Raw genomic sequence first — 22,110 nt, 5'->3', positions numbered from 1 at the left:
CGGCCGCCCTGACCCCCTGCGCTCCGATGTCCCGATGATCGAGGTCGAGCACCTCTCCAAGTCCTACGGCGCCCACCTCGCGGTGAGCGACCTCTCCTTCCGGGTGAGCCAGGGCGAGATCGTCGGGTTCCTCGGGCCGAACGGGGCGGGCAAGAGCACGACCCTCCGCATCCTCGCGGGGTTCCTGGGCGCGACCTCCGGCCGGGTGCGGGTCGCCGGCCACGACATCGCCGAGGAGCCGATGCGCGCGCGGGCGTCGCTCGGGTACATGCCCGAGACGTCGCCGCTCTACCCGGAGATGCGCGTCGCGGAGTACCTCGCGTTCCGCGCCGAGCTGAAGCTCGTGCCGCGGCGCGCGCGCCGCGAGGCGGTCGCGCGCGCCCTGCGCGACGCGCGCGTCGAGGACGTCGCGAGCGTCATGATCGGCCACCTCTCGAAGGGCTACCGCCAGCGCGTCGGCCTCGCGGACGCGCTCGTCAGCGATCCGCCGCTGCTCATCCTGGACGAGCCGACGGCGGGCCTCGATCCCAACCAGATCCGCGAGGTGCGCGCGCTCGTCCGGAGGCTCGGCCGCGACCGCACGGTGCTCCTCTCGACGCACATCCTCTCCGAGGTCGAGGCGACGTGCACGCGCGCGGTCGTGATCGCCCGCGGCAGGCTGGTCGCGGAGGGCTCGATCGACGAGATCCGCGCGATGCGCCGCGCGTCCGGCGTGCGCGTCGCGGTGCGCGGCGCGGCGGACGCGGCGCTCGCGGCGGCGCGCGGCGCGGCGGGGGTGCGCTCGGCCGAGGCGGAGGCGGCCGGCGACGCGGCGCGGCTCACGGTCGAGTTCGACGCCGGCGCCGACCCGGGCGAGGCGACCGAGCGCCTCGTGAGCGCGCTCGTCGGCGCGGGCCTCGGCGTGCGCGAGCTCGTCCCCCGCGCTCCATCCCTGGAGCAGGTCTTCTCCGAGCTGACCGCCCAAGGCGACGCGCAGGGCGGCGCCGGCGAGCCGGGCGCGGCCGCGGCGGGCGACGCCGACGCGCGCGCCGGACGAGCGGCCCGGAAAAAGGCGAGCGCCGCTCGGCGCGGCGCGGGCGGCGCGGCGAAGGAGCGGCGGTGAGGGGCTTCTGGCCGATCTTCAAGCGGGAGCTCTTCTCGCTCTTCGTGACGCCGCTCGCGTGGGTGCTGATCACCACGTTCCTGCTCGTGCAGGGCGTGCACTTCTTCCTGATCGCGACCCAGTTCGCTGGCGAGGCAGAGCTCTCCGCCGACACGGGGCCCGTGCAGGTCTTCTTCGGCCAGACGATCCTGATCTACCTGCCGCTGCTCTTCGTGTGCCCGCTGCTCACGATGCGCCTCTTCGCGGAGGAGCGCCGGAGCGGCACGATCGAGGCGCTCCTCACGGCGCCGGTGGGCTCCGCGGGCGTCGTGCTGGCGAAGTACGCCGCGGCGCTCGTGACGTACGTCGCGATGTGGGCGCCGACGCTGCTCTACGTGGTGCTCATCGCCAGGACGGGCGAGCTCGACTGGCGGGTGGTGGGGTCGAGCTACCTCGCCGTCGTCGCGGTCGGCGCCGGCTACCTCGCGATCGGGACGATGACGAGCGCGCTCACGAAGAGCCAGCTCATGGCCGCGGTGCTCAGCACGATGGCGGTGATGGGCCTGTTCATCCTCGGCATCGGGGAGTTCATCTTCCCGGACGGCCCGGCGCACGACCTCTGCTCCTACGTCTCGGTCTGGACGCAGATGAACGATTTCTCCCGCGGGATCGTCGACCTGCGCCGGCTCGTGTTCGACGCGACGGTGGTCGCGCTGCCGCTGTTCGTGACCGTGCGCGCGGTGGACGCGTGGAGGTGGGGCTGATGGGCGACGAGCGGCCCGATCCTCCGTCTGCGCACGATGAGAGCCCGCCTCCGCGGGTCCCTCCGGGCACCTCGCTCGGCGAGAAGCTCTCGACGAGCGTCGGGATCATCGCGGCGATGGTGCTCGCGGTGCTCGTCAACCTGCTCGTCGCCCGCCACTACAAGCGCTGGGACTGGACGCAGGGCGGCCTGTACACGCTGAGCGACGCGACCGTCTCGACGCTGCGCGCGCTCGAGGAGCCGATCCGCGTCTACGTCCTGCTCTCCGAGGCCGACCCCCTGACGCTCTCGGTGCGGCACCTGCTCGACGCGTACCGGGCCGAGACGACGCGGCTCGAGGTCGCGGTGACCGACCCCGACCGGCGCCCGGCGGAGTTCCTCGCCGTGCAGCAGCGCTACGGGGTGGTCGCGGGCAAGACCGAGGACGGGCGGATCGTCACGGACGCGGCGATCATCGTCGCGCGCGGGGACCGGCCCCATTTCCTCAGCGCGAGCGACCTCGTCGAGGTCGAGGACGAGGACGACCTGCGGGCCCGCCCGCGGCTCGAGCAGGCGCTGACCGGCGCGATCCGGAGCGTCCTCCGCAGCGACCGGCCGAGGGTCTGCTTCGCGAGCGGCCACGGCGAGAAGTCGATCGACGTCGGCGGCGCCGACGGGCTCGCGGCGCTCAAGGACCGGCTCAACAAGAACAACTACGAGGTCGTGGAGCTCGGCGGCGGCCGCGGCGGCCACGACCACGGCGACCACGACCACGGCGACGAGCCCGGCGCCGCGCCGGAGGAGCCGGCGCCCGAGGCCGATCTCGGCCGCTGCCGCGTGCTCGTCCTCGCCGGGCCGAGCCAGCCGGTGCCCCCCGGCGACGTGGCCCGCTACCGCGCGTTCATCGAGAAGGGCGGCAGCGCGCTGCTCGCGATCGGCCCGGTGCCGGACGAGAGCGAGCAGCGGTACGTGGACCTCCGGCTCGCGGGCCTGCTCGCCGTGGCGGGCGTCGAGCTCCGGTCCGACTTCGTGTTCGAGCTCGACCCGAAGCTCCGCTCGACGCAGGGCTTCGGCGAGACCTTCTCGCCCGTCGTGAGGCCGCACCCGATCACCGAGGGGCTCGTCAAGGCAGCCGACCAGGGGCTCGGCCCGGTGCTCACGGTGGCCAGCTCGCTCGGGCCCGCGGCGAGCGGGCCCGTGGCGCCGGCGCCGCTGCTCGTCACGAGCGACAAGGCCTTCGGCATGGTCGACTTCTTCGGCTGGGCCCGCGACCCGTCCGAGCCGAAGCCGCGCGACGGCGATCACCCGGGGCCGCTCACGGTCGCCTACGCCGCGGAGCTGCCGAAGCCCGCGGGGTCCAGCGCCGCGCACGGGCCGCGCGTCGTGGTGGTCAGCTCGCCCAGCGCGCTCTACAGCGCGAACTGGCAGAGCCCCGAGCTCCGCGGGACGGCCGTGTTCGTCGAGAGCGCGCTCTCCTGGCTCGCCGCGAGCCCGCCCATGCTCGACATCCCCGACAAGCCCGCGGTCACCGCGGGCCTCCGGCTCAGCGAGGACGCGCTCGCCGGCGTCTTCCGCTACGTCGTCGTCTACATGCCGCTCGCCGCGGCCCTCCTGGGCCTCGCCGTGCACCTCTCGCGGCGCGGCTCCGAGCGCCGCCCCGGCGGCCCCGACGACAAGCGCGGCCCCGGCTCGCCGGCCGGGCGCGGCGCGCCGGGCGGGGCCGAGCGCGAAGGGGCGCCGTGATGCGGCGCCTCCGCCGGCACGCGACGACGCTGATCCTCGTCGCGCTCGCCGCCGCGGCGGCCGTCGCGCTCTTCGTGCTCGACCGGGGCGCGGTGTCGACCGACGAGGCCGAGCGCCGCAAGAAGCACCTGTTCGAGGCGTGGCGCCCCGACGAGATCACCGAGCTCACCGTGACGGTGGCGCCGCCCGGCGCGCCGCCCGCCGCGCAGCAGACCGCGCGGCTCACCCGCGGCGACGTTGACGACGCCGGCCAGCGCCCGTGGCGCGTCGAGATCGACGGCCAGCGCTACCCCGCCGACGAGCCCACGGTCGATCGGCTCCTCGGCACGCTCGAGTTCGCGACGGCGGAGCGCCGCGTCTCCGCGGAGGCGAGCGACCGCGCCGCCCTCGGCCTCACCGCGCCCCGGCTCACGATCGCGCTCGCGATGGGCCCGCGCCGCGAGCGGCTCCTGCTCGGCGGCGGCGCCCCGACGCCGCCCGGCGCGGTCTACGCCGAGGTCGCCGGCCGCGGCGTCTTCGTCATCACGAAGCAGCTCGCCGCCGCCCTCGACGTGCCGCCGGATCGCTTTCGCACCCGGAGCTTCGTCCCCTACCTCCCGTCGGAGCTCTCGGGGCTCACGCTCGAGGGCGCGGGCGGCTCGCGGCGGTTCTCGCGCGCCCCGTGGGGCGGCGGCCGCGGCGCCGGCTTCCGCTTCGCCGAGGGCTCGCCCGAGGGCAGCGGCGTCCGGGTCAGCGCGCCGGCGCTCGAGCTCGTGCTCTCGGCGCTCGGCCGCATGCAGGCCGAGGCGTTCCTCTCCGACGAGGAGGCCGAGCAGGCCGCGGCCTCCGGCGGCCCCCGGGTCACGCTGACGCTCCTGCCGAGCGATCCCTCGGCGAAGCCCGGCGTGATCGACGTCGGCGGCGCCTGCCCCGACAGGCCCGACCACGTCGTCGCGGTGCGGCGCGAGCCCACGCGCGCGGCCGCGTGCGTGCCCGCGAGCGCGCTCGATCCGCTCACCGAGGAGGCGTCGCGCTTCGTCGACCTCGCCCTCGTCGCCGCGCCGCTCGACGAGGTCGCCGAGGTGAAGCTCTCGGCCGGCGAGCCCGGCGCGCCCTCGCTGGAGCTCGCGCGCGCCGGCAGCGAGTGGCACCTGCGCGCCCCCGAGGACCGCCCCGTCCCGACCGAGACGGGCCGCGCCGTCGTGCAGGCGATCCTCGACGTGCGCGCGGCGCGCCTCCTCCCCGCGGCGGGCGACCCGAAGGCGCTCGGCCTTGAGCCGCCGCGGGCCACCCTCCGCGTCGTGTCGACGCCCGCGGCGGCCGGCGAGGGCGAGCCGCAGGAGCGGATCGAGACGCTCGAGATCGGCGCCGAGCAGGCCGGCGTGGTGCGCGTCCGGCGGCTCGAGGACGGCGCGATCGCCGAGCTCCCGGCCGCGGCCGCCGGCGCGCTCCTCCCCTCCGCGGTCTCGCTGCGCTCGATGGAGGTGTTCGATTTCGCGCCGGATCAGGTCAGCGCGTTGCGGATCGAGCGCGCCGGCCTGGTCCAGCGGCTCCGCCGGACGGGCGAGGGCGAGTGGCAGCTCGTCGACCCGACCGGCGCGGGCCTGGCCGCCGACGGCGGGCTCGCGGACGAGCTCGCCGCGCAGCTCGCCGGCCTCAAGGCCGAGCGCTGGGTCGCCTCGGACGCCGCCCAGGGCTACGGGCTCGCCGCGCCCCGGCTCGTGATCGAGGCCGAGCTCACCGCGGCGCCGGAGGACGGCGGCGCGGCGTCGCGCGCCGCGCGGGTGGAGCTCGGCGCGCACGCCGGGGCGGGCTCGTTCGCGCGCGCCGGCGGCGGCGCCGCCGTGTTCGTCGCGCCGCCGTCGCTCGAGGCCGCGGCCGGGCGCCTGCTGCTCCGCCGCGACGTCTTCCTCGTCGCGCCCGAGGATGTCGCGCGGGTGACGCTGACCCCGCGGGACGGCAAGCCGGTCGTGCTCGAGGGCTCTCCGCACGGCTTCACCGTCGCGGGGGCGGCCGATCCGGCGAGCGCCACCGCGACCGCCGCGCGCGTCCGGGACGCGCTCGCCGATCTGCGCGCCGAGGGCGCCGTGGCCCTGGGCTCGCCGGAGCGGCACCACGGCCTCGACCCGCCGCGGCTCCGGGTCGCCATCGAGCTGGCCCGGCCGCAGCCCGCGCCGGCGGGCGCAGGCGGCGCGGGCGCGCCGCGCTCGTCCGAGGGGTCGTTCACGATCGCGATCGGCGCGGGCGACGCTTTCCGCGGCACGAACGTCTTCTATGCCCGCCGCGACGGCGTGAGCGCGGTCTACGCCATCGCGCGGTCCCGGGTGAGGCCGCTGCTCGAGGCGGCGGGCGTCGCGGGCGCGGACTGAGCGGCCCTGCTCGGCGGAGCGGACTGTTTCGTACTATTTCGTTCTGGCGACCCAGCTGTGCTAGGCGACGTGGTGGACATGGCGAAGGCGGACATGGCGAAGCGGCAGCGCCCGCTGACGGTCGACATCCCCCGTCCCGGCGACGAGCAGCCGGTCTGGTCGCGGGTCGGGGTGATCGCGCTCGTGGGGTTCGTCGTGGGCGTCGCCTGGCCCAAGCTCGCCGGGGTCCGCATCGGCCCGAGCGTCCCCGGCGACCTCAAGCCGACCGCCGAGACGGCGGCCGCGGCGGCCGCGCCCCCTCCCGCGGCGGCCGCGCCCGGGACCGCGGAGCCCGAGGCCAAGCCGCCGGAGCCCGCGCAGAACCAGCAGCAGGTCGTGGTCGGCCCCGGCAGGATCACGCGCTGCTCCGACAAGAAGAACAAGAAGATCGAGGACTGCGGAGAGCTCCAGTTCGACCCGATCGCGCTGCCCCGGCTGAAGGAGCTGGCCCAGTGTCCGGCGGCGCTCGGCGCCGACGGCAAGCTCCCGATCGGCTTCGAGCTGAACTTCGAGAAAAAAGAGGTCCAGGTCGTCAAGGGGAAGAAGACGAGCCTGTCCGCCTCGACGGTCAGCGGCATTCTCCAGTGCGCCGCGCGCGAGTTCTCGAACGTCTCGCTCGAGGAGGTCCCGCACAAGTACCGCCGCTACTCCCTCGTGTACACCGCCACGTTCCACCCCCCCGGCGCGGCCGCGGAGGCCGCGAAGACGGAAGCCGGCGGCGAGGAGCAGGAGCGGGCCGCCGGCACGACCACGAGCGAGACCGCCGTGAGCGGCCTGGCCACGGTGAGCTGGGATACCGCGCTCGTCCGCGGGGCGCCCAAGGAGGGCGATGTGGTCATGCGCCTCGTGCGCGGCACGCGCGTCAAGCTCATTGGCCGGCAGAACGACTGGTACAAGGTCGAGCACCGGGGCAAGACTGGCTGGATGTACCGCGGCGCCATCGGCCTTTAGCCGTCCGGCGCGGGCGCTGCCCCGTGCGGGCGGCGTCGTCAGGCGCGGATTCCAGACCCACGACCGGGCGAGCGCGCGTCGGTTCGCGTAGAATGGCGGCGTCCGATGACGCGCAAGCTGTCGCTCCCGGTGATTTCCCTGGGCCGCCCCGATCGCGCCGCGTCCGCCGCCGCGAAGCCCACGGTCGACGCGGTGCGCGAGCGCCTCGGCGGGCGCGCGTCGAGCGAGCCCGGCGTGGGCGAGCTGGTCCTGCTGACCACCGCCGCGGGCAAGGCGCTGCCCGGGGTGGTCCTCTTCCGGCGCGGCGCCGTGGTCGATGTGTGGATCGACGCTGCCGAGGCAATAGTTTCCGTCCAGGACACAAGAAAGCGCACCGTTCCTGGGCGTTCCGCGGCCCACCGGGGGCTGGTTCGCCGGGCCCGTCCTTCGGACCTCGCGCCGTTGCGCGTCCCTTCCCCGGAGTCGCTCGTCGCCGTCGCCGCGGACGCGCGCGTCTTTGCAGCCCTGAGCGAGGGTCAACACATCCGGTTTCAGGACGGCGGCGATCTGGCCGAAGGCATACTTGTCGAGAAATGCCGCTTCGGCGGGCTGGTGCAGCGCGACGACGGGGTCATCGTCGGCGTCGGTTTCCGCCGTCTCTGGCCGGCGCAGGCCGAAGGTGCCCCGCGGAACTGACATGCTCATGCGGGCGCGCCGGCCCCTGGCGCGCCCGCGCGCAACCCACGTCCGGCTTGTACCTCCTCCGCGAACGCGATAAGAGGGGCGGCGTCATCGTAGCTCGCGCGCCGCGCGGCCAGGTTGGAGGAAACCGCCCTTGAAGCTCGCCCTCTCGTTCACGGTCGCCCTCGCGCTCGCCATGCTCGCGGGCTGTGGGGCCTCTCCCTCGGGTCTGTGCGAAGACAAGTGCGATTGCACCGGATCGTGCAGCGAGAGAGACGAGGTGGAGTGTATCGACGCCCTCGAGGACGCCGAGCGGACTTCCGAGTACGAAGGCTGCGAGGACCAGTTCGACGAGGCGATCTCCTGCATCGACGACGAGTTCGTGTGCGACGGACGTGACGTCGATATCTCCGGATGCAACCGGCCGCTGGAGAACCTCGGTCGGTGCGCCGGACCGCTCGTATCCCTCGCGGTTTACGCTCAGTTCGAGTGATCGAGCACGGGCTACGCGTGCCATGCGCGGCCCGCGTAGCCCCTTCAGCCCACCACGACGCGCCCCCCTCGCCGGCGGTGGACCGTCCTGCCGGGCGCGCCCCTGCCGGCTGAGCCGTGCGCGTCGCTCGGCATCCGTCGATGCGCCCTCGCGTCGACTGCGACGCTGCCTGTAGAGCCCCAGCGGGCAAGAGGTGTGCTGTGGAGGTCCTCTCGGAGAGAGGGAACGCCGGAGCGCCCGGCCGCGCGCCGGGGACGCGAGAGGGGCTATTCGCCGAGGTGGGTGCGGACCTTCATGAGCAGCGTATCGCTGTCAAAAGGCTTGATGAGGTAGTCGGTGCATCCGTTGGCGAAGCCGATCTTGATGCTCGTCTGATCGCTCCTCGTCGTCATCATGATGATCGGCACGGTCTTGGTCGCGTCGAACGCGCGAAGCCACCTGCAGGCCTGAAAGCCGTCCATCGCAGGCATGACGACGTCCATCAGGATGAGGTCGGGGCGCTCCGACACGGCCTTCGCGATGGCCTCCTTGCCGTTGCGCGCAATGACGATGTCGTAGTCGTCCTCACCGAGCGTCAGCTGCTGTGACAGCAGCGAGGTCAGCGAGTCGTCGACGACGAGGATCTTCTTCTTTCGAGCGGTCGCGCTGGGTTCGCTACTTGGCGCGGACGGCCGGCTCCGCGGCGCCGAGTCGGAAGCGGAGGCCGTTTCCGGAGAGCTCTTTCGCGAGGAGTCGACACGACGATCGGCCATGAGGGAGCCTCCATGAGGAGGCGCCGTTCCCTAGGGCGCCTCCGGAGTGTTCAGGTTGCAACGAGTGGTCCCCCCGTCACCTTACCAGGATCGCTACCGCACAGGAACCAAGTTCCACTGTCACCTGATGTGGCCAAACCCGCGAAAGCACTCCTGAACCGTCCGCCGGGCCTCGCGCGGCGGATGCGCGGCGCGCCAACCGTTGAGACCGCCTGGCTCCCTGAACCAAAGGCCGAGTCGTCCAGGTGTCCACGGCAACATCAACGCCGGACGGCGCAGAGGCGCACACAGGGGTGCGACGAAGGGGCAGCGAGCGCCTGCTCGCCGAGACAAGAAAGAAAGGGTAGTGCCCAGGGACGGAATCGAACCGCCCACACGAGGATTTTCAATCCTCTGCTCTACCAACTGAGCTACCTGGGCTTGCTGCGGGCCCCGCGCTTGCGCCGGGGCGTCGGTCACGGGCGGGCTACGTTACGCGGATGTGGGCGTATGTCAAGGAATTCTTTGGCCCGTCCTGCTCGTGCCCTTCGTCGGAGGCCGAGGGAGCGCCGGCAAGCTGCCGGTGCGGCGCGCGGCGCGCGGCGCGCGGCGCGCTCACCCCTCGGGGTCTTCCGCTTCCGCCGCCGAGCTCGGCGCGAGCTCCTGCGCGGGCGCGGAGCGATCGACCAGGCGGAGGGCGGCCGCGAGCCAGGAGGCGCGCAGATACGCGGCGGCCGCGAGCGCCGCGAGCTGCGCGGCGAACGCGGCGGCGACGCGCGGGCCGGTGCCGGCGCCGGCGAGGTGCACGCCCCACGCCCCGCCGGCGAGCGCCACGACGGCGAGCGCGCCCCGGGACGCGCAGGCCCAGGCGGCCGCGAGCGGCGCGGCGCGCAGCGCGTCGAGGCCCCGGGCGACGGCGGTGTAGAACCCCCGCTGCTCGGCGACGAGGGCGGCCCGCGCGAGGTCGTGGAGCAGGCCGATCGCCGCGACGTGCGCCAGCGCGACCGCGGCGACGGCCCCCGCCGCGAGGTCGCGGCTGCGCGGCACGGAGAAGAGCGCGGCGCAGAGCTTCGTCCCGGGGAGCAGGACGAGCGCGGCGGCCGTGACCTGCGCCGCGAGCGCGACGCCCCAGAGCAGCGCGAGCGGCCCGAGGGCGCGCGCGGCGCGGCCGCCCACGGCCTGCGCGGAGAGCGGCCCCGGCTGGCTGAGCGCGGCCAGGAGCAGCGCGAGCGGGACCAGCCCGAGCGCGGCGGCGAGCAGGGCGCCCCCGCCGAGCTGCGCGGCGAAGGCCCCGGCGGCGCGCGCCCCGAGGCGCGCGAGCTCGCTGAGCATGAGCCCGCCGGGATCGAACAGGATCGCGTCGCCGCGCGGGTGGTCGCCGACCACCTGGGCCGCGAAGACGGACAGCGGCGCGGCGACGACCAGCGAGGCCAGCGCCCGGTAGCCGAAGTAGAGCCCGACCGCGCCGAGCCGCTCGTGCGCGGCGGGGCGCCGCGCGGCGGGCCGGGCGGGCGGCGGATCGGCGCCTGCGGCCGCCGCCCCGCCCGGAACCGTCGCTCCCTCCTCCGCCGGCTCGCTCATGGCCCGAGGAGCGTGAGCGCGATCCCCACGGCGAAGCTCGCGCGCGCGAGCACGCTGGGCGCGAGGAGGTCCGGGTCCACCCGGAGCGCGTTGTTCGCGAGGTCCTCGTCGAGCAGCACCCGACGATCGGGGTCGATCACCACGGCGACGAGCGGCGAGGCGCCGGCGTAGGGGATCCTGGCGGCGCTCTCGTGCGCCGGCCAGGGGACCCGCTGCACGACGCCGTCCGCGCCGTGAAGGGCGACGTCGACGGGGAGCGCGAGCGGGCCGCGGCGCCGCACCACGGCGTGGCCGCGGTAGGCCGCTCTCTCGTGGCCGCCCTCGCCCGGAGCGGGCTCCGCGGCGTCGGCGGGCCACGAGTGGAACGTCGCGACCGCGTAGTCGACCCACGCGCGGTCGAAGAGCCCGGCGCGGAGCGCCTCGGCCGCCGGGTCGCCCACCTCCCGCCGCACGGCGTCGAGCAGCGCCTCGGGGCCGGGGTGACCGAACCGGTTCTCGCGCGCGTAGCGGCCCACGGCCCGTCGAACGAGGTCCTCGCCGTACACGCCGGCGAGGGTCGCGAGGAGGATCGCGGGCCTCCCGTACACGAGCCCGGCGTAGTCCGCCCCGTCGACGAAGCTCGTCGCCGGCTGCGCGACGGCGCCGCTCTGGCCCGACGCGAGCGCGTCGGCGCGGTACTGCGTCCGGAGGTCGATCTCGAGCCCCGGCAGCCGCGCCGCCGACCCGTCGCCGTAGCGCGCGCGGAGCGCGTCGATCTCGGCGTAGGTGGTGAGGCCTTCGTCGAGGAACGGGGAGCGGTGCTCGTCCGTGGCGACGAGGCCGTAGAACCACTGGTGCGCGAGCTCGTGGATCGTGACCGCCTCGACGAAGCGCACGCCCGCCGCGGGCCAGAGCCAGCTGCCGCCGGTCGTGATGAGCGTCGGGTACTCCATCCCGCCGGCCTCTTCGGCGCCCTCCGGCGGGTGCACGATCGTGAGCGTGCCGTACGGGTAGCGGCCGAACGCCGCGCCGAGGTGCGCGAGGCCGAACCGGGCCAGGTCGATCTCGAGCGCCGCCTCGCGCTCGCTCCCCTCGGGGAAGAGGCACCGGATGGCGACGCCCTCGTCGGTCGTCGCGCGCACCTCGCGGAAGCGGTCCCACGCGGCGAAGGCGAAGTCGTGTACGTCCTCCTGCACGAACCTCCGGATCGCGCGGCCGTCCCGCCGCTGCTCCTCGACGAGCCGGCCGGTGGCGCCGACCGTGAACCCCTCCGGGACGTCGACGGTCACATCGTAGGCCCCGAAGTCGGCGTAGAACTCCGAGAGCCGGTGGAAGGCGAAGTGCGCCCAGGTCCCGTCGGGCTCGAGGCGCGCGATCTTCGGGAACCACTGCCCCACCATGTGAAAGCTCCCGTAGTGGCCCGTCCTGAGCGCGAGCGACGGCAGGCGCGCGTCCCAGGCGAGATCGATCGTGATCGCATCGCCCGGAGCGACGGGCCGCGGCAGCTCGACGCGGATGTCGGTCTCGTCGTCGGGATCGCCGGGCGTCGTGGGTTTCCCCTGGGGCCAGACGTCCGCGCCGTCCATCTCGCGGACCGCGAACCGTGTCACCTGGATATGCCCGTAATCGCTGAGGATCTCGTTGCCTCGAAAGCCCCCGATGGCCGACCTCAGGAACACGGTGCGCTGGTCCTTGAAGCCGTTCAGGTAGAGGTGGACGAACAGCTCGCGCTGCGGCTCGCGCGACGCGTTCCGCCAGACCAGCGTGCCCTCGCCGCGCATCGTGTGCTGCGCCGGATCGAGGGTCGCGCGCAGCGTGTAGCTCGCGATCGGATCGGCGCGCGGCGCGAGCTCGGCGTCGGCGGGAGGCGCCGGCACCGGCGGCGGCGTCGCGCGGGCGGCGTCCGCGGCGCCGGCGTGGCCGGCGACGAGGGCGCCCGCGGCGCCGGCGGTGCCTGCGCCGGCGGCGGTCGGCGGCTGCGCCGGAGCGTCGAGCGCGATCGCGGCGAGGAGGGGCGCGCCCGCGCGGCCCGCGAGCAGCGCGAGGAGGAGACCGACAGCGGCCTGGAGAGCCGTGCGCACCGGTGCACCCTAGCGAGCCAGCGTCATCGCGGAAAGGCGCGTCGGCGGACGCGGCGGCCCGCTCGGCGCGGTTCGAGGCGAGACAGGGACCTCAGGCGACGCCGGCGCCTACACGCCGCAGACGATCCCCTCCTGCACGAGCTCGTACAGGAGCCGCAAGGCCTCGAGCGTCTGCATGCCCGACACGTCGAGGATCTCGTCGATCGAGCTGTACCCGTCGATGCACGACAGCAAGAAGCCCGCGCGGTGATCGAGGTTCAGCGAGCGGAGCTGGTCCGGCGGCACCGCGAGGCGGAGCACGCGCGAGCCGTCGCCGAGGCGCGACTGGTACATCTGGCGCAGCATCTCGACGCAGCTGTCGGCGTACTGCCGCGCCATCCAGTCCTTCGGGTTCTCCTCTAGCAGCCCCTCCGCGAGGACGAGCGCGCCGCCGAAGTCGCCCTGATCGAAGCGGTGCTGCATCTGCTCCCGCGGCCCCGGCGCGCTCATCTGGGGCTCGGTCGTCCGGGAATGAACCCCCTTGTCCACCCGCGCGATCACCGCCGGCGCGCGATCCGTCTCGGTCCGGCGCGGCGGGCGCGCCCCGCCCTGCGCGTCGCCGGAGACCCGGTACGAGGTGGAGCCGGCGAGCGCGCCCGTCCCGCCGCGGAAGGCGGGCTCGTCGTCCTCCACGATCAGGCCGTAGCGGAGCGTGCCGGGCGGCGGCGTGACCGGCTGCTCGTCCGCGGCGGGGATCGGCTCCTCGAAGCCGAGATCGAGCCGGAAATCGATGCCCAGCGGGCCGCCCTCGTCCGAGCCGTACCCGCGGCCCCGCGCGCTCGATGGGAGGTGGACGTCGCGCGCGTCGACCGGAGGGCCGCCGAAGACGTCGATCTCGCCGAAGCTGTGCGGGTACGGCTGGCTCGGCTCGCGCAGGAGATCGTCGTCGAGGTCCCGCCCGAACTCGTGGTCGCCCTCGAGCGACCCGAAGCCCATCCGGCCGCCGGGCCGCGACGGGACCCCGGGCTCGTCGCACTCCAGCCCGAGCCGCCCGGCCTCCAGGCCGGGCGCGCCGTGCCTGCTCGAGAAGCTGCTGCCGGGCGGCGGCTCCCAGGGGATCGTCCTGCGCGGCGGCACCGGCGGGTACTCCTCCGGCGGGGGCTCGGGCGGGCGCGGCCGCTGCGCGGTGATCTCGGAGCTCGAATGAGAGCGGCGGGTCATCATCTTTGCCACGTACTCGCTGACCGGGATCGGCGGCGGAAGGGTGATCTTGCCCTCGGAGTCCGGCGGCAGGGGCGAGCCGGAGGGCGGGGTCGCCCCCAGCCGGGACGAGCCCGGCTCCCCGCGCGCGAGCGCGGTGAGCGCGAGGATCTCCTCCGAGGCGACCGGCTGGGTGTCCTCGAGCTCGTCCACCTCATCGTGCCCCCAGGAGGAGTCCAGGGTCTTGGAGTCAGGCGGCACCGACCGCATCGTCTTCCCTCATCGCGGCCACCGTTCACCCCTGTGGCCTGGCTACGACACCCTTGAACATCCGGTGGGTGCGCGAGAGCGCCTCCATCTGCTCCTTGACCGCGGCCGCGTCGCGCCGGCCGATGGCCTGGCGCGAGCGGTCGACGATCCCGCGCGCCTTGCCGATGGCGTCGCGGCCGAAATCGCTGGACGCCACGATCTGCTCGACCTGCGGGAACATCCGCTCGATCTCGGCGATGAGCTTCTCGGCCTCCTGCCGGACGCCCTCGAACTGGTCGCTCGCGCGGCGATCGACGAGGTACTCCTTCGCGGCCTCCATCATCTCGCCGACCTCCTCCTTCGTGAGGCCGCTCGACGCGGTGACCTGGATCGACTGCTGCTGGCCGGTCTCGAGATCCTTCGCGCTCACGGAGACGATGCCGTCGCTGTTGATCTCGAACGTCACCTCGATCTCGACCTGGCCCTTCGGGGCGCGGCGCAGGCCCGTGAGGATGAACTCGCCGAGCAGCTCGTTGTCCGTCGCCTTCTGGTGCTCGCCCTGCATGACCAGGATCTTCACCGCGGTCTGGTTGTCGCGGCTCGTCGTGAAGATCTTCGACCGGCTCGTGGGGACGGTCGTGTTCTGGGGGATGAGCTCCTCGAAGTTCGACCCGAAGGTCATGATGCCGAGCGCGTGCGGCGTGACGTCGAGCAGGATCATCTGCTTCGTCTCGTCCACGAGGGCGGCGCCCTGCACCGCCGCGCCGAGCGCGACCACCTCGTCGGGGTGCACCCCCTTGCACGGCTCGCGCTCGAAGAAGTCGCGCACGGCCTCCTGCACCCGCGGCATGCGCGTCATGCCGCCGACGAGCACGACGTCCTCGATCTCGTCGCGATCGAGCCGCGCGTCCTCGAGCGTCTGGCTGCAGATCTCGATGCACCGCTCGACGAGGTCCTCGCACAGGTCCTGGAGCATGGCCCGCGAGAGCGTGCGCTGGAGGTGGAGCGCCTCGTTCCGCGCGCTCGAGATGATGAACGGCAGGTTGATCTCGGTCTCGAGCACGCTGGACAGCTCGCACTTCGCCTTCTCGGCCGCGTCCTTGAGCCGCTGGAGCGCCATCCTGTCCTGCCGCAGGTCGACGTCGTGCTGCTCCTTGAAGCCCTGCACGAGCCAGTCGATGACCCGCGCGTCGAAATCCTCGCCGCCGAGGAACGTGTCGCCCGCGGTGGCGATGACCTTGAAGACGCCGCCCGCGCCGATCTCGAGCACGGAGATGTCGAACGTGCCGCCGCCGAGGTCGAAGACGGCGATCGTCTTCTCGACGTTCTTGCCGAACCCGTACGCGAGCGCCGCCGCCGTCGGCTCGTTGACGATGCGGATGACGTCGAGCCCCGCGATCTGACCCGCGTCCTTCGTCGCCTGCCGCTGGTTGTCGTTGAAGTAGGCGGGGACGGTGATCACCGCCTTCGAGACCGGCTCGTTGAGGTAGTCCTCGGCGAACAGCTTCATCTCCTGGAGGACCATCGCGCTGATCTCGGGGACCGAGTACGTCTTGTCGCGCAGCTGGATGCGGACGTCGCCGTGCGGGCCCTCGACGATCTTGTACGAGGCTGTCAGGATCGCGTTCTTCACCTGCGGGGACGACCACTTCCGACCGATCAGCCGCTTCGCGGCGTAGACCGTGTTCTCGGCGTTGGTGATCGCCTGCCGCTTCGCGATGTGCCCGCAGAGCCGCTTGCCGGCCTCGGTGATCGCGACCATGGACGGCGTCGTCTTGTACCCACCGCGATTCGGGATGACGGTCGGGACGCCCTCCTCGACGATGGCAACGCACGAGTTCGTGGTGCCAAGGTCAATGCCGATGACACGCTCCATCGATGCCGCTGCTCCTCTTGTGATCTTCGGCTTGTGATCTTCGGCCCGAACGGCCGCCGAGGTCACGATGCTAGACCGTTTCGCGGTGCCGAGCGGGCCAATCGTGCGCGGCCCGCTCCGGAAGGCGCCGCCGCCGGCCCGACCCGGCTGCGCCCCGCGGCGCTAGACTTGCTTCCCGTGCCTCTTGGCCTGGTCGCGCGTCTGGGCGATGAGGCCGCGCAGCCTGGCGTCGCTCCCCGCGAGCTCGGCAGCTCGGTCGAACTCGCCGTTCGCGCTCTTCGTGAGCCCCGCGGCCGCGTACGAGAGCGCGAGCGTCAGCCGGTATTCCACCGAGGAGGGCACGAGCTCCACCGCCCGACGCGCGAACTCCACCGCCCGACGCGTGTTCTCCCCGGCCTGGAGCGTCGCATAGGCGACCCGCTCGTGCGCGCTGGCGTCGTCGGGGCGACCGTTGCACACCTTCGCATAGCTCAGCGCCGCCTCGACCCAGCGCCCGTTCTGTGCCTCGTACTGGGCCTGCTTGAGGTAACCGTCCGCCAGCGCCACCGCCGCGAGGCGCTGCACGTCGGCCGACGCCTTCTGGAGCGCGGCGTCCTCTGGCGCGAGCGACGCGGCGATCCGGTACGCGTTGGCCGCGCTCGCGTAGTCGTTCCGCTCGAGCGCGCCCCGGGCCGCCTCGGAGTACCGCGCGATCTGGTTGCGGACGGCCTCGTTCCGGGCGGAATCGTAGCGCGCCTTGAGCACCTCGACCGCCCGCATCGACTCGGGCGAGCGTACGCCGCCCGCGGGCCTCGACACCGCCGCCCCCGCGACAGGCGCCGTCGCCACCGACGCGGCCGGCGCCGTCGCCACCGACGCGGCCGGCGCCGTCGCCACCGACGCGGCCGGCGCCGTCGCCGCCGCCGCAGACGCCGCAGCGGGCGCGCCCGCCGGACCGCGCCGCAGGCCTCCAGTGAGCTTGCGCGCGAACATCTCGCGCCGATCCTTCGCGCTGGGGGCGGACGCGACGGGCATGGTCGCCGCCGCGCTCCGCGCCGGCGCGCCCCCCGGGTCCGGCGCGATCGCCGCCGCGCTCCGCGCCGGCTTACCCGCGCCGTCCGGCGAGCTCGCCTCAGGGGACGGCTGCGCCGGCGCCGCTGCCCGGGCGAACGCCGCGGCGGGGGCCTGCTCCGCGGGGGTCCGCTCGGAGGAGTAACGCCCGGGCGACCCGACCACGTCGCGCGGATCGGCGAACGCGGCGCGCACCGAGGCGTCGACGGCGGTGGTGATCGTGGCGATGTCGCGGGGCGTCTGCTCGATCAGCGCCGCCATCGCCCGGTTCTTGTGGGTCTGCTCGAGGTACGCGTCGTACTCGGCGCGCCGCTGCTTCGACGTCAGCGTGTCGTGCGCCAGCGTGATGCGCGTGAAGATGGCCTCGATCTTCTGCTTGTACGAGCCTAGCTGCTTGCGGAAGTAGGTGTCCGGATGGAACTCCGGCGCGAGCTGGTAATAGGCGCTCTTGATCTGCTTCTTGTCCGCCTGATCCGCGACGCCGAGCAGCGCGTAATAGCTGAGATCCTCGAGCCGGTAGTAGAGGTCGAGGATCCGCCGCTTCCGGTCCGGGGCGAGCTCGACCGGCTCGTCGAGCTCGGCAGGATCGTAGAGCGGCGGGGACTCCGCCTGCTGGAGCGCGTCGCGGCCGAGCGGGAAGGGCTCGCCGCCGGACGCCATCGGCCGCTCCGTGTCCACCCCGCGCCGCGCAGCGTCGGCCACGCCCCGCTGCGGAGGCGGGCCCGAGGGCTCGCCGTCCAGGAGGATCGCGCCGAACTCGCGCAGGCGGCGCAGCGCCTCGACGGTGTCGCCGTGCGACATGCCCGTGATCAAGGACAGATCCCGATCGGTCAGGACGCCGTCGATCCGGGACAGGAGGAACGCGTCCGCGGGTTTCAGCGGGAGCGATTTGACATCGTACCCGGGTTTCGGCCTTGGCACACGGAGCGTCATCGCGTCGGGCAGCGGCCCCCTCCGGCCGAGTCTAGCGAGGAACGCTCGCCCGTCGCAATTGGAGACCACGGCGGTCGCGCGCTTCAGCGCGGGTTTTCCTGGGCGCCCTTCAGAGCCTCGGTAATAACGTGATCCTGGATCGAGATCGCCCGCTCCAGCAGGCCGACCGCGCGCGCGCGGGCCTGCGCCGCCGCCTCGCGATCCCCCTTCTCGTCGAGCGCCTTCGCGCGGCGCTCCTCGACCACGCCCGCGACCTCGTAGAGGTGGCCCTCGTAATGAGAGGGCGCCGGCGCCAGCTTGAGGCCCGCGTCGACGTCGCGCGCCGCGGCGTCGAAGTCGCCGGCCTCGCTCCGGAGCTCCGCCAGCCGGGCGTAGGTGTCCGCGGTCACCTCGGCGGCCTCCGGCGGCGCGCCGGGCGGCCTCGGCGCGGCGATGAGCCCCTCGAGGGCGCGGATCGCAGCGACGGGATCGCCCGCGCCGAGCGACACGTCGGCGGCGTGGTGCGCCGCGCGCGCCCTGGACAGGAAGGCGAGGAGCGTGGGATCGACGATCTGCGCCGGGGCGCACGCGCACGCCGGATCGCCCGGGGCCGCGCCGGCGCGCGCCGGCTCGTCGTCTCGGGCGCACCCGAGGTGCGCCGCCGTGAGGAGCCCCAGGAAGGCGGCGAGGAGGCGCGCGCTCCACATCAGCGCACTCCCCACGCCGCATAGCGGTTCTGGCGCAGATCCGACGCGCGCGCGGCGGCGATGCGATCGATCCGCTCGGTCTGGCCGCCCTCCCTCGGAAACGGCGCGGCCGGATCGAAGAGCGCGGTGGTCGATCGCGCCTCGATGAGCGGGAGCCGAGGCGCGGCCGCCCCGACCGGCGCGGCCGCCGCCCCGGGCGCGCGCGCGACCGAGGCGCGCTCTTCCCGGAGCTGGCCGAAGATCAGCGCGGCGGCGGCCGCCGCCGCGGCGAGGGTCGAGAGCGCCGCCATCGTGACCGGCGCGATGCGCCGGGCGCGCGGCGCGGGCGCGGTGCGGAGGGCCCCCTCGACGAGCGCGCGGTTCCGGAGCTCCGCGAGGGGCGCCGGGCGCCACGCGGCCCGGAGCGCGGCGGCGAGCTCCGCGAGCTCGTCGCGCGCGCCGGGCGAGGCGAGCTCGCCGGAGCTGCCGCCCCGCCCGGACCCGGCCCCGCCGGCGGCGCCGGGATCGAGCGCCTCGCGCAGGCGCTCGGCGGCGCGCAGCTCGGCCTTGGTCGGCGGCGCGCCCTCGTCGCCGAGCGCGCGCGCGAGCAGCGCTTCGTGGTCCGCCCGGTCGAGCCCTCCGGGCCGGGCCGCGGCCCGGAGGGCCGCCGCGAGCGGGACCTCGCCGCGATCGAGCGCCTCCGCGAGCTCCCGCGCGGCGCGGCGCTCGCCCTCGGACGCGGGCGCGAGCGGCTCCGCCTCGGGCGCGCGCGGCGCCGCCCCGGGCGCGACGAGCGCGAGCCGACGGCCGCGATCCGGGCCGCCGCGGCGCTCCACGGGCCCGTCTCCGGTCGGCGGGGGGCGCGGATCCGAGGGCCGCCGCGGCTTCATCGCGCCCCTTCCTTAAGCTCCGCGCGCGGCGCGGCAACCCCCGCGGCGAGCACCTTCTTCAGCGCGGTCATGGCGCGGTGCAGGACGACGTCGAACGTGGCCACGCTGACGCCGAGCGCGAGGGCCACCTCGTCGCGGGGCCGCTCCTCGAGCACCCGGAGCCGGATCGCCTCGGCGTAGCGCGGGTTGAGGCGCGCGAGCGCGTCCTCGACCCGCGCCCGCGCGTCGGCGAGGTCGCGCTTCTCGCAGAGCTCGACCTCGCCGCGGGCGGTGAGATCGGTCTCGGCGGCGTCGATCTCGCGCTGCAGATCCTCCGGCTCGAAGAGCGCCTCGCGGCGGCGCGCGCGGAGCATGTCGAGCGCGATGCGCAGCGCGATCACGCGGAGCCAAGGGTAGATGCCGCAGCTCTGCCATTGGAACTGGGAGAACCGCTCGACCACGCGCGCGTACGTCTCGGCCAGCGCGTCTTGCGCGGCCGCGTCGGAGCCGAGGCGGGGCAGGAGCACCGCGCGGTAGAGCGAGGGACCGTACTTGCGGAGCAGCTGGCCGAGCGCGGCGCGATCGCCCTGCGCCGCGCGCTCGCACTGCAGGCGCTCCGCCTCGAGATCGGGCCTCGCTGCTGCCGCCGCGGTCACGACGGCGACGATACCCGGACGTGGCGCGGTCCGCACCGGTGTCCACCTTGCGCCCGCGGCGGGGCGGCGCGCCCCCCGGCCGTGGAGGAACGCGGGCGCGCCGCCCGGCCGGCGCCCCGCGCCGCCGCGCGGGCGCCACGCGGCGGCGGGGGCCGAGCGCGGGAGGGGTGCCGCATTCACACCTCGACAACGGCCCAAAGCCGTGGACCTTACGGCCCGAAGACTCCACATTGTGCCGGCCTCGGCGCGGAGCGCTCGATCGTGCCGGCCTTGGCGCGGAGCGTCCGCCGTGAAAGGAGCCCTCGTGACCCTCGATACAACGTTCAGGTCTCGCGCACGCCTCCGGGTCGGGCGGCGGGTCGGGACCGGCCTGTGACGGCGGGGCCGTCCGGCGAGCGGCGGCGCTCGCTGAACTGCGCGCGCTGCGGCGCCCTCAACGGGAGCGACTTCAGCCGCTGCATCCGCTGCGGCGCGCCGCTGCTCGCGCCCGCCGTCCACGCCCCGCCGGCGCGGGGGCTCCTCGACGGGCGGAGCCTGCTGGCGACAAAGATCCTCGGCGCGCTCACGTCGTTCGTCTTCGTCGGGCAGCTCGTCGCCGCGCATTCCCGGGATCTCGGCCTGCTCTCGGCGTGGGACGCGTCGAACTATCTCCGCTTCGGCGCGCTCCTCATCGTGCCCGGCGCCCCGTTCGAGCCGTTCCGCCTGCTCTCCGCGGTGTTCGTCCACATGGGCGTCCTCCACTTCGGCATGAACATGATGACGCTCGTCATGCTCGCCCGCGCCGCGGAGCCCGCCGTCGGCTCGGCGCGGTTCGCGATCGCCTACGTGCTCACGGGCCTGGTCGGCTTCGCCGCGAGCGCAGCCTGGAACGTCTTCGTGCAGCCCGAGGTCGTGTGCACGGCGGGCGCGAGCGGCGCGGTGTTCGGCGTGATGGGCCTCTTGCTCGGCTGGCTGCTCCGCCGCCGCGACCCGCGCTGGAAGGACCTCGCGCTCCAGGCCGTGTTCTACATCGTCCTCTTCGGCTTCGTCGTGAACGCGTCGAACACGGGCATCCGCATCAACAACGCGGCGCACATCGGGGGCCTGGTCAGCGGCGCGCTGCTCGGGCTGAGCTACGCGGGCCCGGCGCGGCGGAGGCTCGAGGGCGTGATGAACGTCGGCGCGCTCGCCGGCGTGCTCGCCTGCGTCGCCGCGCTCGGGCTCGCCCAGCGCTCGCCGCTCTGGCGTGCCGCGGCGTCGATCGACGGGCTCTCGCGGCTCGAGGCGCTAGGGCGCGAGGGGCGCGACGCGCCCGGGGGCGCCGCCGCGGGGAGCGCTCCGGGCCCCGCGGCCGGCGGGGCCGCCCGCGCCGGGCGCCCCTGACGAGGCGTGACGCTGATTGCCGCGCCCTGCCCGACCGTCTAAGCGCCATCGTCGCATTCACGTGGGGGCGGGCGGGACCGTCCGTTCCCTCTCAGGAGACGTCATGGTCCGAACCTCATCGCGCATCGCCTCGTGCGTGCTCGCCGCGTCCCTCCTCTGCGGCTGCCATGTCACCATCCAGAGCGGCAGCAAGCCGGCAGAGACGTCGCCGCCGCCCCCCCCTCCCCCCGCCAAGACGGCCTCCCGGTCGCGCAAGCCGGCCAAGCCCGATCCGGAGCCGGCGCGCCGCAAGACCGCGAAGTGGCGCCTGCCCACGCAAGGCGCCCCGCGCATCACCGCCCCGATCGCGTTCGGCAACGGGGAGGGCGGCGCCTTCCGGGGGCTCGCGTACGTGATCCCCGAGAACAGCCAGAAGCTCCCGAGCTTCGACGGGCTCGTGCCGTTCGCGGTGCTGTACACCGACAAGTTCGAGGTGAAGTCGCAGGACTTCTCCGGCGGCTTCCCGGGCGCGCTCGCGCAGAACGAGTGGTTCGCGATCCGCTTCGAGGGCGAGTTCAAGGCGCCCGAGGAGGGCGTGTACCAGCTCCGGCTCACCTCGGACGACGGCGCGATCCTCTACATCGACGACAAGCGCGTGCTCGCGAACGACGGGGTCCACAGCGCGAAGACCACGGACGGCGAGGCGCGGCTCACCGAGGGGACGCACCGGCTGCGGCTCGACTACTTCCAGGCGCAGCGGGGCCAGGTCGCGCTCATGCTGCAGGTGGGCCAGAAGGACAAGCTCGAGCCGCTCGTCGGGGTCCGATGACGCTGGGCCGCGCCGGGCCGGCCTGCCGGAGCCC

At 74.5% G+C, this 22,110-nt stretch carries 18 protein-coding genes and 1 tRNA gene; 9 read left to right on the top strand and 10 right to left on the bottom strand.

Features of this window, described 5'->3' with window-relative positions; all coding sequences use genetic code 11:
- Positions 1-34: 34 nt before the first annotated feature.
- The 7 genes from NQZ70_RS15130 (at position 35) to NQZ70_RS15100 (ending at position 8,057) form a co-directional block, all read left to right on the top strand.
- Positions 35-1,102, top strand: coding sequence for an ABC transporter ATP-binding protein (locus NQZ70_RS15130; RefSeq protein WP_129574837.1), 1,068 nt, complete (start codon positions 35-37; stop codon positions 1,100-1,102).
- On the top strand, positions 1,099-1,845 hold the full coding sequence (locus NQZ70_RS15125) for an ABC transporter permease (RefSeq protein WP_020734894.1): 747 nt from the start codon (positions 1,099-1,101) through the stop codon (positions 1,843-1,845). The genes NQZ70_RS15130 and NQZ70_RS15125 overlap by 4 nt, the downstream gene beginning before the upstream one ends.
- Positions 1,845-3,566, top strand: coding sequence for a GldG family protein (locus NQZ70_RS15120; protein WP_129574836.1), 1,722 nt, complete (start codon positions 1,845-1,847; stop codon positions 3,564-3,566). The genes NQZ70_RS15125 and NQZ70_RS15120 overlap by 1 nt, the downstream gene beginning before the upstream one ends.
- On the top strand, positions 3,566-5,914 hold the full coding sequence (locus NQZ70_RS15115) for a DUF4340 domain-containing protein (protein ID WP_129574835.1): 2,349 nt from the start codon (positions 3,566-3,568) through the stop codon (positions 5,912-5,914). Before NQZ70_RS15120 ends, NQZ70_RS15115 begins: the two co-directional genes overlap by 1 nt.
- A 78-nt stretch (positions 5,915-5,992) precedes the next feature.
- Positions 5,993-6,904, top strand: coding sequence for an SH3 domain-containing protein (locus NQZ70_RS15110; RefSeq protein ID WP_129574834.1), 912 nt, complete (start codon positions 5,993-5,995; stop codon positions 6,902-6,904).
- A gap of 105 nt (positions 6,905-7,009) precedes the next feature.
- Positions 7,010-7,579: a hypothetical protein gene (locus NQZ70_RS15105; protein ID WP_129574833.1), complete on the top strand. Its 570-nt coding sequence runs from the start codon at positions 7,010-7,012 to the stop codon at positions 7,577-7,579.
- Positions 7,580-7,718: 139 nt separating this feature from the next.
- Complete coding sequence (locus NQZ70_RS15100; RefSeq protein WP_129574832.1) at positions 7,719-8,057, top strand: hypothetical protein; 339 nt, start codon at positions 7,719-7,721, stop codon at positions 8,055-8,057.
- Positions 8,058-8,323: 266 nt separating this feature from the next.
- Here the strand turns inward: NQZ70_RS15100 and NQZ70_RS15095 are convergent, their stop codons facing one another.
- The 10 genes from NQZ70_RS15095 to NQZ70_RS15050 form a co-directional block, all read right to left on the bottom strand.
- Positions 8,324-8,809 carry a PleD family two-component system response regulator gene (locus NQZ70_RS15095; protein WP_129574831.1) on the bottom strand — a complete coding sequence of 162 codons (486 nt, stop codon included), beginning with the start codon at positions 8,807-8,809 and terminating at the stop codon, positions 8,324-8,326.
- 347 nt (positions 8,810-9,156) lie between these two features.
- Positions 9,157-9,229: transfer RNA gene (locus tag NQZ70_RS15090), tRNA-Phe, on the bottom strand.
- 174 nt (positions 9,230-9,403) lie between these two features.
- Positions 9,404-10,369 (bottom strand): hypothetical protein, encoded by a 966-nt coding sequence (locus NQZ70_RS15085; protein WP_129574830.1) that lies wholly within the window; start codon positions 10,367-10,369, stop codon positions 9,404-9,406.
- Complete coding sequence (locus NQZ70_RS15080) at positions 10,366-12,429, bottom strand: M1 family metallopeptidase (protein WP_129574829.1); 2,064 nt, start codon at positions 12,427-12,429, stop codon at positions 10,366-10,368. The genes NQZ70_RS15085 and NQZ70_RS15080 overlap by 4 nt, the downstream gene beginning before the upstream one ends.
- Before the next feature lie 108 nt (positions 12,430-12,537).
- Positions 12,538-13,869, bottom strand: coding sequence for a hypothetical protein (locus NQZ70_RS15075; RefSeq protein ID WP_129574828.1), 1,332 nt, complete (start codon positions 13,867-13,869; stop codon positions 12,538-12,540).
- Between the two features lie 34 nt (positions 13,870-13,903).
- Positions 13,904-15,733 (bottom strand): molecular chaperone DnaK, encoded by a 1,830-nt coding sequence (gene dnaK, locus NQZ70_RS15070; RefSeq protein ID WP_129574827.1) that lies wholly within the window; start codon positions 15,731-15,733, stop codon positions 13,904-13,906.
- Between the two features lie 162 nt (positions 15,734-15,895).
- On the bottom strand, positions 15,896-17,704 hold the full coding sequence (locus NQZ70_RS15065; RefSeq protein ID WP_272828408.1) for a DnaJ domain-containing protein: 1,809 nt from the start codon (positions 17,702-17,704) through the stop codon (positions 15,896-15,898).
- Positions 17,705-17,799: 95 nt separating this feature from the next.
- The gene (locus NQZ70_RS15060) at positions 17,800-18,402 is read right to left on the bottom strand and encodes a hypothetical protein (RefSeq protein WP_129574826.1); all 603 of its coding nucleotides are present in this window, start codon (positions 18,400-18,402) and stop codon (positions 17,800-17,802) included.
- Positions 18,402-19,271: a hypothetical protein gene (locus tag NQZ70_RS15055; RefSeq protein ID WP_129574825.1), complete on the bottom strand. Its 870-nt coding sequence runs from the start codon at positions 19,269-19,271 to the stop codon at positions 18,402-18,404. The genes NQZ70_RS15060 and NQZ70_RS15055 overlap by 1 nt, the downstream gene beginning before the upstream one ends.
- Positions 19,268-19,942 carry an RNA polymerase sigma factor gene (locus tag NQZ70_RS15050; protein WP_237245320.1) on the bottom strand — a complete coding sequence of 225 codons (675 nt, stop codon included), beginning with the start codon at positions 19,940-19,942 and terminating at the stop codon, positions 19,268-19,270. Before NQZ70_RS15050 ends, NQZ70_RS15055 begins: the two co-directional genes overlap by 4 nt.
- 336 nt (positions 19,943-20,278) lie before the next feature.
- On the opposite strand from NQZ70_RS15050, the gene NQZ70_RS15045 reads away from it, so the two are divergent.
- Both NQZ70_RS15045 and NQZ70_RS15040 read left to right on the top strand, forming a co-directional pair.
- Positions 20,279-21,268 (top strand): rhomboid family intramembrane serine protease, encoded by a 990-nt coding sequence (locus tag NQZ70_RS15045; RefSeq protein ID WP_129574823.1) that lies wholly within the window; start codon positions 20,279-20,281, stop codon positions 21,266-21,268.
- Positions 21,269-21,371: 103 nt separating this feature from the next.
- On the top strand, positions 21,372-22,076 hold the full coding sequence (locus NQZ70_RS15040) for a PA14 domain-containing protein (protein ID WP_129574822.1): 705 nt from the start codon (positions 21,372-21,374) through the stop codon (positions 22,074-22,076).
- Positions 22,077-22,110 lie beyond the last annotated feature (34 nt).

The sequence above is a fragment of the Sorangium sp. So ce836 genome, assembly GCF_028553905.1.
GTDB lineage: Bacteria > Myxococcota_A > Polyangia > Polyangiales > Polyangiaceae > Sorangium > Sorangium cellulosum_D.
Note: the sequence above shows the minus strand (reverse complement) of the source record. Positions and strands in the feature narration are given on the sequence as shown.

What these genes read in the sequence shown, in the direction of transcription:
- NQZ70_RS15060 (WP_129574826.1), bottom strand. Translation starts at nt 18,402, where the DNA reads ATGTGGAGCGCGCGCCTCCTCGCCGCCTTCCTGGGGCTCCTCACGGCG.
- NQZ70_RS15095 (WP_129574831.1), bottom strand. Translation starts at nt 8,809, where the DNA reads ATGGCCGATCGTCGTGTCGACTCCTCGCGAAAGAGCTCTCCGGAAACG.
- NQZ70_RS15085 (WP_129574830.1), bottom strand. Translation starts at nt 10,369, where the DNA reads ATGAGCGAGCCGGCGGAGGAGGGAGCGACGGTTCCGGGCGGGGCGGCG.
- NQZ70_RS15105 (WP_129574833.1), top strand. Translation starts at nt 7,010, where the DNA reads ATGACGCGCAAGCTGTCGCTCCCGGTGATTTCCCTGGGCCGCCCCGAT.
- dnaK (WP_129574827.1), bottom strand. Translation starts at nt 15,733, where the DNA reads ATGGAGCGTGTCATCGGCATTGACCTTGGCACCACGAACTCGTGCGTT.
- NQZ70_RS15110 (WP_129574834.1), top strand. Translation starts at nt 5,993, where the DNA reads ATGGCGAAGGCGGACATGGCGAAGCGGCAGCGCCCGCTGACGGTCGAC.
- NQZ70_RS15120 (WP_129574836.1), top strand. Translation starts at nt 1,845, where the DNA reads ATGGGCGACGAGCGGCCCGATCCTCCGTCTGCGCACGATGAGAGCCCG.
- NQZ70_RS15040 (WP_129574822.1), top strand. Translation starts at nt 21,372, where the DNA reads ATGGTCCGAACCTCATCGCGCATCGCCTCGTGCGTGCTCGCCGCGTCC.
- NQZ70_RS15130 (WP_129574837.1), top strand. Translation starts at nt 35, where the DNA reads ATGATCGAGGTCGAGCACCTCTCCAAGTCCTACGGCGCCCACCTCGCG.
- NQZ70_RS15115 (WP_129574835.1), top strand. Translation starts at nt 3,566, where the DNA reads ATGCGGCGCCTCCGCCGGCACGCGACGACGCTGATCCTCGTCGCGCTC.
- NQZ70_RS15055 (WP_129574825.1), bottom strand. Translation starts at nt 19,271, where the DNA reads ATGAAGCCGCGGCGGCCCTCGGATCCGCGCCCCCCGCCGACCGGAGAC.